Origin of the sequence: Bradyrhizobium canariense (assembly GCF_018130465.1) — a bacterium.
GTDB classification, from domain to species: Bacteria; Pseudomonadota; Alphaproteobacteria; order Rhizobiales; family Xanthobacteraceae; genus Bradyrhizobium; species Bradyrhizobium canariense_C.
Genome location: NZ_JAFCKJ010000002.1, coordinates 671594 through 687705, shown reverse-complemented (window position 1 = coordinate 687705; position 16112 = coordinate 671594). Strand labels below are relative to the sequence as shown.

Annotated in this window: 14 protein-coding genes; 2 read left to right on the top strand and 12 right to left on the bottom strand. The window is 64.9% G+C overall.

All coding sequences use genetic code 11. The features are described from left to right. Positions 1-259: 259 nt before the first annotated feature. On the bottom strand, positions 260-2116 hold the full coding sequence (locus JQ591_RS07420; RefSeq protein WP_211395354.1) for a feruloyl-CoA synthase: 1857 nt from the start codon (positions 2114-2116) through the stop codon (positions 260-262). A 152-nt stretch (positions 2117-2268) separates the two neighbouring features. On the opposite strand from JQ591_RS07420, the gene JQ591_RS07415 reads away from it, so the two are divergent. Next, positions 2269-2763 carry a MarR family winged helix-turn-helix transcriptional regulator gene (locus JQ591_RS07415; protein WP_211395353.1) on the top strand — a complete coding sequence of 165 codons (495 nt, stop codon included), beginning with the start codon at positions 2269-2271 and terminating at the stop codon, positions 2761-2763. Between the two features lie 195 nt (positions 2764-2958). Next, on the top strand, positions 2959-4764 hold the full coding sequence (atzF, locus tag JQ591_RS07410; RefSeq protein WP_211395352.1) for an allophanate hydrolase: 1806 nt from the start codon (positions 2959-2961) through the stop codon (positions 4762-4764). A gap of 171 nt (positions 4765-4935) precedes the next feature. Here atzF and JQ591_RS07405 read toward each other — a convergent pair whose 3' ends face one another. The 11 genes from JQ591_RS07405 to JQ591_RS07355 form a co-directional block, all read right to left on the bottom strand. After that, entirely contained in the window at positions 4936-5658 is a 723-nt protein-coding gene (locus JQ591_RS07405; protein WP_211395351.1) for a GntR family transcriptional regulator, read from the bottom strand. A gap of 4 nt (positions 5659-5662) precedes the next feature. Beyond that, positions 5663-6055, bottom strand: coding sequence for an oxalurate catabolism protein HpxZ (gene hpxZ / locus JQ591_RS07400; RefSeq protein ID WP_211395350.1), 393 nt, complete (start codon positions 6053-6055; stop codon positions 5663-5665). Between the two features lies 1 nt (position 6056). Beyond that, positions 6057-7454 (bottom strand): AtzE family amidohydrolase, encoded by a 1398-nt coding sequence (locus JQ591_RS07395; RefSeq protein ID WP_211395349.1) that lies wholly within the window; start codon positions 7452-7454, stop codon positions 6057-6059. Positions 7455-7461: 7 nt separating this feature from the next. Next, positions 7462-7641, bottom strand: coding sequence for a DUF4089 domain-containing protein (locus JQ591_RS07390; RefSeq protein ID WP_007615797.1), 180 nt, complete (start codon positions 7639-7641; stop codon positions 7462-7464). A gap of 26 nt (positions 7642-7667) precedes the next feature. Continuing rightward, entirely contained in the window at positions 7668-9404 is a 1737-nt protein-coding gene (locus tag JQ591_RS07385) for a dipeptide ABC transporter ATP-binding protein (RefSeq protein ID WP_211395348.1), read from the bottom strand. A 94-nt stretch (positions 9405-9498) separates the two neighbouring features. Beyond that, on the bottom strand, positions 9499-10398 hold the full coding sequence (locus tag JQ591_RS07380; protein ID WP_211395347.1) for an ABC transporter permease: 900 nt from the start codon (positions 10396-10398) through the stop codon (positions 9499-9501). Positions 10399-10400: 2 nt separating this feature from the next. Beyond that, positions 10401-11414, bottom strand: a complete 1014-nt coding sequence (locus JQ591_RS07375) for an ABC transporter permease (protein WP_211395346.1) — start codon at positions 11412-11414, stop codon at positions 10401-10403. A 278-nt stretch (positions 11415-11692) separates the two neighbouring features. Further along, positions 11693-13315 (bottom strand): ABC transporter substrate-binding protein, encoded by a 1623-nt coding sequence (locus tag JQ591_RS07370; protein ID WP_211395345.1) that lies wholly within the window; start codon positions 13313-13315, stop codon positions 11693-11695. 396 nt (positions 13316-13711) lie between these two features. Continuing rightward, positions 13712-14689: an aminoglycoside phosphotransferase family protein gene (locus tag JQ591_RS07365; protein ID WP_211395344.1), complete on the bottom strand. Its 978-nt coding sequence runs from the start codon at positions 14687-14689 to the stop codon at positions 13712-13714. A gap of 24 nt (positions 14690-14713) precedes the next feature. Next, complete coding sequence (locus tag JQ591_RS07360) at positions 14714-14980, bottom strand: protealysin inhibitor emfourin (protein WP_211395343.1); 267 nt, start codon at positions 14978-14980, stop codon at positions 14714-14716. Positions 14981-15036: 56 nt separating this feature from the next. After that, positions 15037-16068: a M4 family metallopeptidase gene (locus JQ591_RS07355; RefSeq protein ID WP_211395342.1), complete on the bottom strand. Its 1032-nt coding sequence runs from the start codon at positions 16066-16068 to the stop codon at positions 15037-15039. Positions 16069-16112: the final 44 nt, after the last annotated feature.

The following is a 16112-nucleotide window of genomic DNA, read 5'->3' as shown; positions in this document are numbered from 1 at the left end:
CCTTGTCCGGAACGGTTCGCACAAATTAGTTGCTTAGGCAACAAAAGAATCGTGCAGGATAATGCGGCAGGTTGGCTGGCGTATTTGGGCTTGGCCAACTCTCGTGTCCCGGACGCGCTGCAGCGTGAAACGCTGCTGCGCAGAGCCGGGATCCATGCGACGGCGCGCACTAAGCGAGATAGGCCCCGGCTCAGCAGCGCATCACTGCGTGCTGCGCTGCGTCCGGGGCACGACGACAGCTAGCGCGGGCGTGGACGGGCTATCTGACGCAGCCGATCCACTCGCCTGCCGCATCGTCATCCAACCGCGCCAGCGCATCGGCGCGCCGCGTCAGCACGGCGCGCTGGTTGATGTAGCCCTTGTCGGTGATCTCGCCGCCGTCCACTGACGACGGTTCGGCGAGCAGCAGGGCGCGCGTCGCGTGGCCGGACGAGTTGGCGCTGTGCTGCTTCAGTTTCGCGAGACCCTGCGCGATCGCGACTCTGACCTTGTCATGCGCAAGCACGTCGTTCACGCCCGCGGTCTCGGGCAGGCCGGCATGCGCGCGGCAGGCAGCGATGTTCGGAAACACCAGGAAACGCACCTCGTCGCCGCCATGGCCGGTGACGACGATGTCCTGCGCAAGCGGCGCCAACGCGGCGATGCCGGCGACGCGCAGCGTGCCGACACTGACCCAGGTGCCGGAATTGAGCTTGAAGTCCTCCGCGACGCGGCCGTCGAAGAACAGGCCGCGCTCGGGCCGCTTCGCATCGGCGAACGTCACGGCGTCACCGATGAGATAAAAGCCCTCGTCGTCAAAAGCCTGCCTGGTCAGTTCCGGCGCCTTCCAGTAGCCCGGCGTGACGTTGGGGCCGCGCACGCGCACCTCCAGCTTGTCGCCGGTGGTGACGAGCTTCAATTCGGTGCCGGGTATGGGCACGCCGATATTGCCCGAGCGTTCCGCGAGGAAATGACAATCGGTGGCCAGCGGCGACGTCTCGGTCGAACCCCACGCCGAGACCATCGGCAGCGCGCGGCCAACGGTCTTGACGGAGAGCTCTTCGAGAGCGTCCCAGAGATTCTGCGGCAGCGCGGCACCGGCGTAGAACGCGAATTTCACCTCGCTGAAGAAGCGGCGACATAGCTCCTCGTCGCCGCGCAGCGCTGCGATCAGCATGTCGAAGCCACGCGGCACGTTGAAATAGACCGTCGGCATCACGCTCTTCAAATTGGCGAGTGACGTCGCAAAGAGACCGGGCGCTGGTTTGCCGCCGTCGATATAGAGCGAGCCGCCATTGCGCAGCACGAGATTGAAATTGTGGTTGGCGCCGAACGTGTGGCTCCAAGGCAGCCAGTCGAGAATGACGAGATCGTCGTTCCCCTGTTCGAGAAAAGTCCAGGTCTGCGCCTTGGCCTGCTGGCTGGACGTCAGCATGCGCTGGGTGTTGATGACTGCCTTCGGCGCGCCGGTCGAGCCCGAAGTGAACAGGAGTTTTGCGATCGTGGCGGGCGTCACCGCGGCAAAGGCCTTTGCGACGTCGGGGCTCTCGGGCGTTGCCGCGATGCTGCGGAAGGCGAGCGCATCGGTATCGTCTGCATTGCCGCTGATGATCTGCGCGCCATGCAGGGGTTTGATCGCGGCCAGCGCCGCCGCAAACGGCCTCGTCGCGGAAACATAGATCGCGGCGGGCTCAAGCAGCGTGATCATGCTCTTGAGCTTGTCAAAATCCTTTGACATCAGCGAATAGGCCGGCGAGATCGCCGCCGAGGGCACGCCGACATGCTGGGCCGCAAGTGCCAGCAGCGCATGATCGATGCTGTTGTCGGAGAGGATCGCGAGCGGGTGGTCTGCGCTGAGCCCCCGCGCCAAAATCCAGGACGCCGCCGCGCGGACCTGGCGCAGCGCCTGCGCATAGGTGACGGTGGTCCACGGCGATTCGGCACTGCCGCGCTCTGCGAGGAAAATCGCATCGGGCTTCTGCCGTGCCCATTGCTCCAGCCAGTCGCCGATGCAGCGCGCGCCATCGCGCAGGGACTCGGGCGAGCGCAGCACGATGCTGCCGTCGGCGCGATGCTCGGCAACGGTTCTGGGTGTCGCGAACAGGCTCGAAGCATCACCGCGAGGGGCGGCGGTCATGGTTTCCTCCTCGCCCGGAAGCCGGGATCGGCCGCGGCCTCGTCGCGGACCACGTTGGCCATAATGTTGGGCATGACAATTGTTGTCGTCAACAACAATCTTTTGCCCGCGCGGCGTAGTCGCTACAAGCATGGTCCCGCAGGAGACGCGACGTGACAGCCACTGCAGCCCGGACTTCCCCACGCAAACGCCCCGGCAACGGCGCCGCGCGGCCGGTCGACGCGGACGAGATCGGCCTCGACGCCCTGGTCGGGCACGCCGGCTATGCGGTACGGCGCTTCCAGATCTGGATCTTCCAGGACTTCATCAGGACGCTCGGCGATGTCGACATCCGGCCGACGCAATATTCGGTGCTGACGGTGATCGGCGCCAATCCCGGCCTGTCGCAGATGGCGGTGGCCAAGCGCCTCGGCATCGAGCGCGCGCGGCTGGTGCATCTGCTCGACAGCCTCGAACAGCGCAAGCTGGTCAAGCGCGTCAAGTCGAAGGTGGACCGGCGCTCTCACGCCCTGCACCTCACACCGCAGGGCGAGACGGCGCTGGCAAAATTCAAACGCCTCGCCGCGGAGCACGAGCGGCATGTCGAGGAGAAGATCGGCAAGGAGAACCGGGAGCGGCTGCTGCGAATCCTCGCCGACTTCACCTGATCCAGACTGCCTAATATTTACGCAATTGCCCCCGACAGGGCGATGGCATGGCGGCCCGACCGATCCTCAAAATATCCCACAACCCACTGATCTCTCGATAACATCCGGATGCACTCGTCCTGCCCGGATTCTGTACACAATGGCACATCGCTTGCTTCGATCCGGGTGAAGAGACGTAGCCGGAGTTTTGTCACCATGGGGGCTGAGCAGCCTGAAACGATCGCCGCGATTGTGGCCGCGCATCGCGCGGGCACGCTCACGCCGGCGCAGACGGTCGCGCGCAGCTATCAGCGCATCCGCGACCACAACGATCCCGCCGTCTTCATCAGCTTGCGCGACGAAAAGGACGCGATCACGGAGGCCGAGACGCTCGCCACGAAGGGGGCCGCCAGCCTGCCGCTCTATGGCGTGCCGGTCGTGGTGAAGGACAATATCGACGCGCTGGGATTTCCGACCACCGCGGCGTGCCCGGCCTTCTCGTACACCCCGACACATGACTCGACCGCGGTTCAGCGGCTGCGCGCCGCCGGCGCCATCATCATCGGCAAGACCAATCTCGACCAGTTCGCGACCGGCCTTGTCGGCGTGCGCTCGCCCTACGGCATCCCCAGAAACTCGATCCGTGAGGACCTCATTCCCGGCGGATCGAGCTCGGGATCGGCCACCGCCGTCGGCGCCGGGCTCGTCCCGCTGTCATTGGGCACCGACACCGCCGGCAGTGGCCGCGTGCCCGCAATGCTCAACAACATCGTCGGGCTGAAGCCGAGCCTCGGCATGATCTCGACCGCTGGCCTGGTGCCCGCCTGCCGGACGCTCGACTGTATCTCGGTGTTCGCGCTGACCGTGGACGACGCTGCGCTGGCGCTCTCCGTGATGGCAGGTTCCGATCAGGCCGATCCGTTCTCGCGCGACCGGCCGCTTGGCGCGATCACCCCGCTCCCGGCCAACCTGCGCCTCGGCGTGCCGCGCGGCGGACAGCTGATCTTCTTCGGCGACAAGAAGGCGGAAGCGGCTTACGCCGATGCGTTGAAGCGCTGGACCGCGCTTGGCGCAACGCTGGTCGAGTTCGACCTCGAGCCGTTCTACGAGACGGCGCGGCTGCTCTACGAGGGACCGTGGGTCGCAGAGCGCTATCTTGTGATCAAAAACCTGCTCGCGTCTGCGCCTGATTCAATTCATCCGGTGACGCGCGAGATCACCGCGGCGGGCGCGCGGCTGACTGCTGCAGACACCTTCTCCGCGCTCTACCGCTTGCAGGGCCTGCGCAAGATCGCCGAACGTACCTTCACCAATATCGACGCAGTGGTGCTGCCGACGGCGCCGACGGCCTACACGACCGCGCAGGTGCTGGCCAATCCGGTCGAGCTCAACAGCCGGCTCGGCACCTACACCAATTTTGTGAATCTGCTCGACCTCTGTGGTCTCGCGGTCCCCGCATCGATGCGCACGGACGGCATTCCGTTCGGCATCACGCTGCTTGCGCCCGCCGGCCACGACGCGCTGCTCGCGAGCATCGGTCGCGTGTTCCATGCGGATACCAAATTGACGCTTGGCGCGAAGGGCGTGCCGCAAGCACCGCTCGCGCCGCTTGCCGCAAGCGGCATCGACGAGATTCCAATCGCAGTCGTCGGCGCGCATCTCTCCGGCATGGCGTTGAACGGCGAGTTGAAAGCGCTGAACGGGCACCTGATCGAGGCGACCAGGACCGCGCCCGACTACACGCTCTACGCATTGAAGACCACGCCGCCGAAGCCGGGCATGCTGCGCGTCGAAGCCGGCAAGGGCGCGTCGATCGAGCTGGAGATCTGGTCGCTGTCGTCGTCCGCCTTCGGCAAGTTCGTCAACGCGATTCCCGCGCCGATGGCGATCGGCACGATCCGACTGGCCGACGGCCGCAGCGTGAAGGGATTCCTCGTCGAGCCCGAAGTGCTGGGCGAGGCGCGCGACATCACGAGCTATGGCGGCTGGCGGAAGTTCATGGCGGAAGCGGCGACGGCCTGAGCTCATTACCACGGTCGTCCCGGACAAGCGAAGCGCAGATCCGGGACCCATAATCACAGGACGAAGTTTGGCGAAGACTCGGAGTTACCAGCTCGCACCACAACCACTCCCTGGGGTTATGAGTCCCGGCCTTCGCCGGGACGACAGCGAGTAAATTGACCCGCCGTTGCCCTACACCGACACCGCGTAGATCTCGTACTCCCCGCGCACCAGCTCGATATGCGCGCGCATCGCGGCGGCTGCGCCCTGCTTGTCGCCGCGCATGATGGCGACCACGACGCGGTCGTGTTCCGCTTGCGATTTGGCGAGACGTCCGAGATTGCGGAACTGGGCGCGGCGGAACGGCTGCACGCGCACGCGCGTCGCCAGCGTGATCTCGGCGATGTAGCCGTTCTGCGAGCCGGCATAGATCGCGTTGTGGAAGCGCTCGTTGACCTCGTGGAAGCGATCGGGATTGCCGGTGTAGCTGAGAACCCGCAGCTCTTCGTGGATGGCCTCAAGACCGTGGCGCTCGGCGGCGGACATGCGCTCGGCCGCGAGACCTGCACAGAGCGCCTCGAGCTCCGCCATGGCCTCGAACATGCTCGTTAGCCGCTCGATCGAGGGCTGTGCCACCACCGCGCCGCGATGGGCGCGCGCTTCGACGAGGCCGCTCGCCACGAGCTGGCGCAGTGCTTCCCGCACCGGCGTGCGGGAGACGCTGAAGCGGCGCGCGATATCGGTCTCGTCAAGCGGCGAGCCGGGTGCCAGAGCTCCGCGCACGATCTCGTCGGCGAGCTGCAGGCGCAGCTCCTCGGCGCGTGTGACCTTGTGCACGCTGGGTTGCGCCCGGTCGACGCGCGGCACCACCGGCTCGGCCGGCAATATTCCGGGCGGAAAGTCTTCAAGCGTCATACGATCAGGTTTCTTTCGACTCGTCGATGATGCTGACATGGGCGGCGACGACGCGCCAGCCCTCCGGGAAGCGAATCCAGGTCTGCATCTGCCGGCCGACCTTGCCGGGCGCGGTGTCGCGATAGAACAAGGTGGAGGCGACGGCCGTGTCGCGGCCATAGCTCGATATGACGGTCTTTGCGGTGCGGCGAACGAGGCCGACCGGCGAGCGGCCGGCGCGAAAGCCGGAGATCGCCTCATAGCCGTAGAGGTTCTCACCGATGCCATAGCGCAGCGTACGGGGATCGTTGCGGAAGAGCTCGCCGAGCACTGCGACGTCGTTGGTGATCAGCGCCTGCTCATAGCGCTCGAACGCGGCTTTGACTTCCGCGATCACGTCGGGGAGATCGATCTCCATCTCAAAATCCTCTTGGGCTGGGCGCGGCGGCGACGCCCATCTTCTCCAACGCGTACGCGACGCGCAACGCGATGTCCTCGCGCCATGGCGCGGCGATGATCTGCACGCCGATCGGCAGCGGCTCGAGCGGCACCGGCACGGCGACCACCGGCAGGCCGATGAACGAGATCGGCTGGGTGTGGATGCCGATATTGGCGCGCACCGGCAGCTCGACGCCGCCAAGGTTGAAATTGACCTGGCCGAGCTTTGGCGCAACGCAGGGCGTGGCCGGCGCGATCAGCACGTCGACGGATTTGAATATCTCGCCAAGTTGCGCGCGATACCAGCGGCGGAATTTTTGCGCGCGGTCGACCAGCGGCGCGGGCACCATGGCGCCCGCGATCAGCCGGTCGCGCACCGCGGGATCGAAATCGTTCGGCCGCTTGCGCAACCGATCGAGATGCAGCGAGGCGCCTTCGGTGGTCGTGATGACATAGGCCGCCGCGCGGGCGCGCGCGGCTTCGGGCACGTCCACCACTCGCGTTGCGCCCAGCGCCTTGGCGACGCGGCTGACGGCTTCGACGGCTTCCGGAAACAAATTGGTCTGGAAGTACCCGCCGGCGACCGCGATGCGCAGGTCCGAAACCGGATTGGCAAGCAGCGGCGTCGTCGGCTCCAGACCACGTGTGGTGGTGCAGGCGGCATCGTCCGCATCCGGTCCCTGCATCGCGTCATAGGCCAGCGCGAGATCGGTGACGGAGCGCGCAAACGGGCCGAGATGATCGAGGCTCGCGACGAACGGGAAGGAGCGCGCACGCGAGAGCCGGCCATAGGTCGGCTTCAGGCCGAAGATGCCGCAGAACGAGGACGGCACGCGGATCGAACCATTGGTGTCGGAGCCGAGCGCGATCGGCACCAGCGCGCCGCCGACGGCACTGCCCGAACCGCCGGAGGAGCCGCCGCTCATCCGCGTCGTGTCGTGCGGATTGCGCGAGGGACCGTCATGGACGTTCTCGCCGGTGAAATCATAGGCGTATTCGCCCATGTTGAGCGCGCCGACGAGGACGGCGCCGGCAGCTTCCATCCGCTCGATCAGCGTGGCGTCGCGGCTGGCGGGCGCGCGGTCGCGGTTGATCTTCGAGCCGGCGCGCGTCGAGAGCCCGGCGACGTCGAACAGATTCTTCGCCGCGAAGGGCACGCCAGCCAGCGGGCCGACGGTCTTGCCGGCGGCGATATCGGCATCGATCGCGCGCGCTTTGGCGCGGGCGCGATCGGCGGTGACGTCGGTGAAGGAGTTGAGGATGGTGTCGTGCTGCGTGATACGCGCAAGCGCTGCTTCGGTCGCATCGAGCGCGGACAATTGGCCGCCGGCCACCGCCTTGGCGATGTCAGCAGCCGTCATCTCTGGCTTGGTCGTCATGGCGGCGTCAGACGGTGAACACGGGCGCCGGCTCGGTCTCGTCCGGCAGCGCGAATTCGTCGACGAGGCGGCCGAGCCGCAGCGAGACCTCGAGATTGGCGCGAATGGACGACCTCCATGCTTCCTCGACGGGCAACGCCAACGCTTTCGTGACAGCGTCGATATAATCGTCCAGCGGTTCGGCCATCACGCTCCCAAACAATCAGTGTAATCTCAGTGTACTTGCAACGGCGGATGCGGGATCGCCGTCAGAAGCTCCTTGGTGTAGTCGTCTTGCGGATCGCTCAAAACCCTCTCGGAAGACCCTTCTTCGACGATTCGACCCGACCGCATGACAATGACACGATCGCACAACAAGCGCACTACGTTCAAATCATGCGAGACGAACAGATAACTCATACCTAGCCGCGCCTTGAGGTCCTGGAGCAGATTGAGGACCACGGCCTGGACCGAGACATCGAGCGCCGCGGTCGGCTCGTCCAGGATGACGAGTTTTGGGTGCAGGGCGATGGCGCGGGCGATGCCGACGCGGGCCTTCTGGCCGCCCGACAATTGGTGCGGGAAGCGATCCAGCAGATTGTGCGGCAGGCCCACCATGGTGGCGAGTTCCTCACATCGGGCGCGGAGCGCGTCGCGCCCCCTGATGTCGCCGAGTTGCATGATGGGATCGGCGATGGCGCGCGCGGCGGTGAAGCGCGGGTTGAGGCTGTCGGTCGGATCCTGGAACACCATCTGGATGCGGCTGCGCTGTGGTAGCCGGGCAAAAGAAGCAGGCGCGGTGGCGCCGATGTCCTCGCCGTCGAACTGGATCAGGCCCGAGGTCTGGTCCAGGAGCCGCATCACCATCATCGACGTGGTCGATTTGCCGCAGCCGGACTCGCCGACCAGGCCAACGCTCTCGCCGTGACCGACCGAGAAGCTGATACCGTCGACCGCGCGGAACACGTCCGGCTCGACCGGCGGCTTGCGGCCGAACAATTTGCCGAGCGTGGCCGTGGCGCCCTGACGGGGATATTCCTTGACCAGCTTGTCGATGAGGAGAAGGGGCTGCGCGCTCTTCCCGGCCTCGTCCTGCGAAGCCTGATGGATGGCCGGGTCAGGCCCGGCCACGACGGCTGAGCCCTCCTCCTCCGGCAATAGATCCCGCAACGACACACCGAGCCGCGGCGTCGCGCGCATCAGCTTCTTCGTGTAGGGGTGCTGCGGGTTGGCGAAGATGTCGGCGGCCTTTGCGGTCTCGACCACCCGGCCCTTCTCCATCACCACGACGCGGTCGCAATAGGCTGCCGCGAGGCCGAGGTCGTGCGTGATCAGGATGGTGGACATCGCCTTGCGCTTGGTCAGCTCGACGATCAGATCCATTACCGCCTTCTGCGTGGTGACGTCCAATCCAGTCGTCGGCTCGTCCGCGATCAGCAGCTGCGGATTGCAGGCGAGCGCGAGCGCGATGACGACGCGCTGGCACATGCCGCCGGACAATTCGAACGGATAGGCGTGATAGCGCTCGCGCGGGCGGGCGATCTTGACCTGCTCCAGCGCCTCGATCGCCTTTTCGCCGCGGTCCGAGACCATGGCCTGCTGCACATGGGTGCGCAGCACGTCCTCGATCTGGTCGCCGACCTTGCGGATCGGGTTGAGCGCGGCACGCGGGTTCTGGAAGATCATCGAGACTTCGCGGCCGCGCAGATCGCGCATCTGGTCTTCGGTCGCGGCCTTGACGTCGATGCCCGAGAACATCACCGAGCCCTCGGCGATCTTGCCGGCACGGTCGAGGATACGCATCACCGCATAGGAGGTCACCGACTTGCCGGAGCCGGACTCGCCGACGATCGCCAGCGTCTCGCCCTTGGCGACGGAGATGTTGACGTGCTGCACCGCCTTGACGATGCCGCGGCGGGTGGTGAATTCGACGGTGAGGTCCTGGACGTCGAGCAGGGGCTGGGCGGTCATGCGTGCCTCCCGTCACTCAAAAACTCGAAAACAACCCCATGCACAGTAGAGATGGCATTGGAATCGTTGGAGAATTTTAGCGGGAAATTTGCCATCACGTCCTCCGCTGCGGGTCGACGATGTCGCGCAAACCGTCGCCGAGGAGGTTGAAGCAGAACACGGCGATCATCAAAGCGAGGCCCGGGAACAGCGCGATCCACCATTCGCCGGAGACCATGAAGCCGGCGCCTTCGGCGACCATGATGCCCCATTCTGCCGTCGGCGGACGGACGCCGAGGCCGATGAAGGACAGGCCTGCGGCATTGAGGATGGCGTAGCCCATGGTCAGCGACATCTGCACGATCATGATCGGCATGATGTTCGGCAGGATATGCACGAGGAGAATGCGGAATTCGCCGTTGCCGGACAGACGCGCGGCCTGCACGAAGCCGGCATTGCGGCGCACGTTGGCTTCGGCGCGCGCGACGCGGGCATAGAGCGGGAAATTCACGATGGCTGTCGCCAGGATGATGTTCTGCACGGTGTTGCCGAGGGCTGCGACGATGCCCATCGCCAGCACGAACAGCGGGAACGCCATGATGGTATCGGCGATGCGGCCGACGATGCGATCGGTCCAGCCGCCGAAATAGCCGGCCGCGATGCCGGCGAGCCCGCCCATCAGGAACACCAGCACGACGGAGGCGACCGCGATGAACGTATCGAGCCGCGTCGCCACCACGACCCGGCTGAAGATGTCGCGGCCCAATTGGTCGGTGCCGAACCAGTGCGCGGCCGATGGCGGCTTCAGCGACGCCGCGGTGTCGGACGCCAGCGGGTCATACGGCACCACATAGGGGCCGAAGATCGCGGCAAGGAGGATCACGACCAGCAGCGCGAAAGCAAAACCCGTGACCTTGTTCTCGCCGAGCACGTAGCGGGTCTGGTCGAGGATTGCGGCGAGTCCCGACGTGCGCGCGGGACCGACGGGTTCAACAGCAGGCGCAACGGTGCTCATGATTAGCCCTCCAGCCGCACGCGCGGATCGATCACGCCGTACAAAATGTCGATCACGAGATTGAGCAGTACGTACATGACCGCCATGGTCAGCACGAAACCCTGCACCGGCGCGAAGTCCGACGAGATCAGCGCTTCCACCGCATAGGAGCCGATGCCGGGCCAGGCGAACACTTTCTCCACCAGCACGTTGGCCCCGAGCAGGAACGAGAACACCATGCTCAGCGTGGTGATGACGGGAAGCATCGCGTTGCGGAACGCGTAGGTGACGATGACGGTCGCGGGCGACAGGCCGCTGGCGCGCGCGGTGCGAACGAACTCCGACGACAGCACCGCCAGCATCGAGGCGCGCGTCATGCGCGCGATCGGCGCCAGCGAGAAGATCGCAAGCGTCGTCGCCGGCAGGATGAGCTGGCTGCATGCCGAACGGAACGCCTCGAAGTCGCGCGCGATCAGGGTGTCGATCAGATAGAAGCCGGTCACCGTCGGCGGCGCGCTGTAGAACACGTCGAGCCGGCCGAGCGGCGCGGGCGACCAGCCGAGCCAGAAATAGAAGACATAGACCAGCACGAGGCCGGTGAAGAACACCGGCAACGATACGCCGGCCGTCGTCGTCACCCGGCAGAGATGATCGACCCACGATCCCGGCCGCGTCGCCGCCAGCACACCGAGCGGAATCGCAATCACGATCGAGACGATCAGGCCGAGCAGCGTCAGCTCGGCGGAGGCCGGCAGGCGGTTGCGGATCTCGGCCGCGACCGGCTGGCCCGTCGTGAGCGAGTTGCCGAAATCGCCATGGGCGAGATCGTTGGTGTACCGGAAGAACTGCTCGATCAACGGCTTGTCGAGGCCGAGCTTCTTGCGTATCTGCTCGACCGCTTCCTTCGTCGCGGCGGGGCCGGCGAAATACGCGGCGGGATCACCCGGCAGCGCGCGGGTCAGCAGGAAGGTGACGATGACGACCCCGATCAGCGAGGGAATCGCGAACATCAGGCGCTTGCCGATCATGGTCAGCATGGCGTGGCACTCCTGCGTGTGTTGCGCACACTGCTAGCCGCGTACTCCGCTGCGTTCCCTCCCCCCTTGCGGGGGAGGGAGAGGGGTGACCCCAGGAGAGGTCGGTGTTCGTGGCTACCCCTCTCCCCGCCCTCGAGAGCGAGCTTCGCTCGCCTCGGACCCCGCAAGGGGGGAGGGAATGAGAGAGCGGTGGCCGCCTCACGGAATGAAGAACCTGCACCGCAAGGATTCCAGAGACCAACACATGCCGATGCGTCGTCGACCATCAGCATGCCCCCTCACCCCTTCGCCATCGCGCGATAATCCAGGCGGCGGTGGAACCAGTATTGGTAGCCGCTGATGTTCTTCTGCATCGCGACGTTGACGAAGGGCTGGTACAGCGGGATGCGCGGGATATCGCTGTAGGCGAGGTCGACAAACCCCTTCACGTCGGCGTCGTAGGTCGCGGTGTCACCGGTGGCGGCAGCAACACGCGCGCCGTCGATCAGCTTGTCCATCTCCCCCGACTTGTAGCTCATGGTGTTGAAGACGGAATTATTGCCGTGATAGCACCAGTAGAAGAAGTATTCGGGGTAATCGAGCCAGCCCGAGAACACGTTGGTGAAGAGCGGCATCTCCTTCTTGTTCAATTCGGTGCGCCAGTTGGCGCCGGGCACCTTGTTGATGGTGGTCTTGATGCCGATCTGGGCCAGGCTCTCCTGCACCAGCACGCAGAGCGGCTCGTTGACGCCGGCGAAGTTGAGATCGAACGAGATCGTGGTCTCGAAGCCGTTGGCGTAGCCGGCTTCCGCCATCAGCGCCTTCGCCTTCTCCATGTCGGTGTTGTATTTGTGCGGCTGCGGCCAGGCGACTTCGGTCGGTTTGTCCTTGGCCGCGCCGAACATCGGATTCGCGAGGCCAAACATCACCGCGTCCATGATCTTCTGATAGGGAATCGCGTAGGCGACCGCCTGACGCACCTTGGGATTGTCGAACGGCGGCTTGGTCACGTTCATGCCGATGTACTGGATGCCGTTGGAGAACGGCAGCGACACCACGTTGAGCTTGCCGCTCGCCTTCATCTCCTGGAAGTCCTTGAACGGCAGCTCGTAGGAGATGTCGGCGTCGCCGCGCTCCAGCAGCGCGCGGCGGTTGCCGGCCTGCGGCACCATGCGCCAGATCACGCGCTTGATCTTCGGCAGGGGACCGCCGACCCAATCCTCGTTGCGCTCCATCACCACTTCGGTGCCGGCGGTCCACTTCGTCACCTTGTAGGCGCCGGAGCCCGCGGTCTGCTGTTTCGTGAATTCGAGACCCCAGGGATCCTTCTCGCTGGCGTTCTTCTTCACCAGTTCGGAATTGATGATGCAGGGCACGATCACCGCGAGATCGGGGATCGTCAGCTTGTCCTTCTTCAGGAAGTCGACACGCACCGTGTAGTCGTCGATCACGACGAACTGCTCGGGCTTCGTAAGCGAGCCCGCGCTCATCTGGAAGGTGGGGAAGCCGCCGACGCTGACGGCGCGGTCGAGCGACCACTTCACGTCCTTGGCGGTCACAGGCGCGCCGTCGTGGAATTTGGCGTTCTTCTTCAGCTTGAAGGTGACCGACATGTCGTCGATCTTGAAGTCCTCGGCGAGCTCGCCCTTGAACTTGTCGCGGTCGTAATAGGGCACGCCGCCGGGGCCGCTCTTCATCTCGTGGCTGATCAGGCGGTCGTAGCAATTCCAGGACACCTCATACCCGGGCACGTTGGTGCCGACGCCGTGGATGTCGAGATTGTTGGGGCCGCCTTCCGAGACGATCAGCAGGGTCTCCGAGCGCGCATCGGCATAAGCGGACGAGACCACGGACGGCATGGCCGGAAGTGCCGCGCCTGCGGCCAATCCGGAAACGGACTTGAGGAAATCGCGGCGCTTCATGAAATGGCTCCAACACAAAAGTTTCTGGTTGGAACTGGATTCGCAAGGTTCGTGCCAAGGCTTAATGGGAGCTTATCCTGCTCCTAATGCATTGATATCATGATGGAATAGAACCCGAAGACGGTGTGGCTTTGCCGTCCAGGCCTTGGGCATTGCATACAAAGATACGCATTTGCTCATGAATTAAGCTGAATGAAGCCTCGGCTCATTTGGTAGGCGGCCTATTGGACCACCGTCGTCCTGGCGAAAGCCAGGACCCATTACCCCAGGGAGAAGTTGCGGCGCGAAGCTGGCAACCACGAATCTTCGCAAAACCCCTCCCTGGGGTAATGGGTCCTGGATAAGCGCTTCGCTATGCTTGTCCAGGACGACAGTGGTGATTGGTTCACCCAGGGATCACCCCGGCCAGATCAGCTCCTGCAGCTCGACAAGATCATCCGCCTGCTCCTGCCAGCCCTCGATGCAGATGTGGCTGTTGAGGTCGCTGGCGCGGTGCAGCAGCATCAGGGCCATCAGGCGCCGCTTGAGCGTGAAATCGAGCTGCGCATAGCCAAAACCTTCGAGCAGGTTGCGCACCCGCCCCGGCCGGCCCGCGGCCATGAAGGCGCTGGGGCCGAGCAGATCGTAGTCGCGCCACCCCGCCAGCACGTCGCCGAAGTCGAACAGGCCGGCGAGCGACCATTCGTCGTTGGTGCAGGCGAGCAGAAAATTCTCAGGAATGTATTCGCCGATCAGGAGCACCGGCGGCGCGTCCATCGGAATGAGTTTCGCCGCATCGCGCAGGAGATCGTCGAGGCCCGCGAGGAATTTTGGGGCAAGGCCGAGACGCGTGTGCCGCGCCTTGCAGCCCTGCATCTGGGCGCGCATGAAGTCGTCCCAACGCGGCTGGATCTGCGCGAGCGGGCCGAGCGGAGCGCGCTGCACGGACGCGATGGTCTCGCCGATCTGGCGCAGCACGCGCTCCTTCTGCGCTTCCGCCAATTGCGGCCAGACCTCCGAGCCGAGCGTGCCGGCAAGGCGCGAGATGATCAGATAAGGCCAGCCGTCGCGCATCCCTTCCGCGACGATCCCGGGGATCGGCAGCGAGAGGCGGCCCGCAAGCTGCGTCAGCGAGCCGCGCTCGGAGACGAATTGCGCGCGCAATAGCGGCGGGAAGATCTTCAGGATCAGCTTCTCGCCGAGCCCGACCACGAGATTGGTGCCGGTCGAAAACACATGCGGCGAGCTGGTATCGAGACCACGGCCGCGCGCGATGTCGAGCGCGATTGGCAGCCATCGCGACCGGTCGGCGCGCAAGGCGCGGTAGGCCTCGAGGCTCGTCGACGCGGACACGCCCCAAGCGCCCGCGGAATCCGGCGGCAGCGTCTCCTCCATCACAGCGCCAATCCGGCCCTATTGCTACTCCAGGACATCCTTGACGCTGCTCTTGATGGTCGAGGGGACCGCATGCTCGGGGACTTCGATCGTCTGCGCACCGCGCGTGATCCGGTAACTGAACGCGTCGGCCTGGCCCGGATGCGCGGGCGCGACTTTCTTCGGATCGGCAAACAGCTGCTCCACCGTCTTCTGATCAGCGGACGACAGATCCGACAACGCCACTTCACCGCGACTCTTGAGGTGAGGGCCGCCGAAGCCGGCGACCCCTCCGACGCGCTCGATCTTCAAGCGATCCACGCCTTCTTCCTTTCGTAACGCGCTTTTCGTGACGCGCCGTACCCGGCCTATAGCCCGACCTTCTTCCATCCCGCATCGACCGCGGCGGAGACTGCGGCATCGCCAGGATACAACGTGTGGGCACCCTGCCGGGTCCGGGCCGCGAATGCCTTCATCGTCATGTTCGGCATCGGTCCGAAACCGGTCAGCGAATGGTACCACACCTGCCCGATCTTGGCCCAACTGTATCCGCCAAGCGTCGTGCAGGCCGTGTAGAAGGCGAGGTTCGGCGGCCCGCTCGCGTAATGCGGATCCATGCCGGGCGTGACTTGCGAATATTTGGTCGGTTGTGGCGCCAGACAGTGCTTGGCGGCGGGATCGGCCATGTCGCGCAGGCAGGTGAACCCCTTCTTCTTGGCCGCCGGCCCCATGATGTCGCGCCCGATCAGCCAGTCGGCCTTCTTGACATCCTGCTTGGCCTCCCACTGTCGGAACATCGAGCCGAAACAGTCGGAGACGCTCTCGTTCAGGCCGCCGGCATCGCCGCTATAGACGAGCTGGAGGCTGTGCTGGGTCACGCCATGGGTCAATTCATGGCCGATGACGTCATTGCCCCTGGTGAAGTCGACGAAGATGCTGCCGTCGCCGTCGCCATAGATCATCTGCGACCCGTTCCACATCGCGTTGTTGTACTTCTCGCCGAAATGAACCGACGACATCATGGTCATGCCGTGATCGTCGATCGAATTGCGGTTGAAGACCTGCTGGTAGAACTTGGCCACTTTGGCGGTCTGGTTGAAGGTGCGCTTGACGGAGCCGTCCGAGGACGTCTTCGGCTTCGGTATCGGCGTCCCCGGCAGCGTCTGCGTGTGCTTGCAGTCGTAGACCGTGACCGACGGCGCCGCGGCCAGCGTGACGAGTCCGGCGGCGCGCGCCGCCACGACGTTGGTCAATTTCGCCGTCTGTGTCCGCAATTCGCGCAGTTCATGACTGACCTGGACGGTGTCGGCCAGCTGCTTGCGAACCACAGCGGACAGCTTCTTGTCCTGTGAAAGCCTGGTCAGAACGTCGTTCGGGATGATGCAACATGTGCAAGGCATAGGTGATCTCCATTACAACTTTTCCGAAAAAATGACATCAGAAA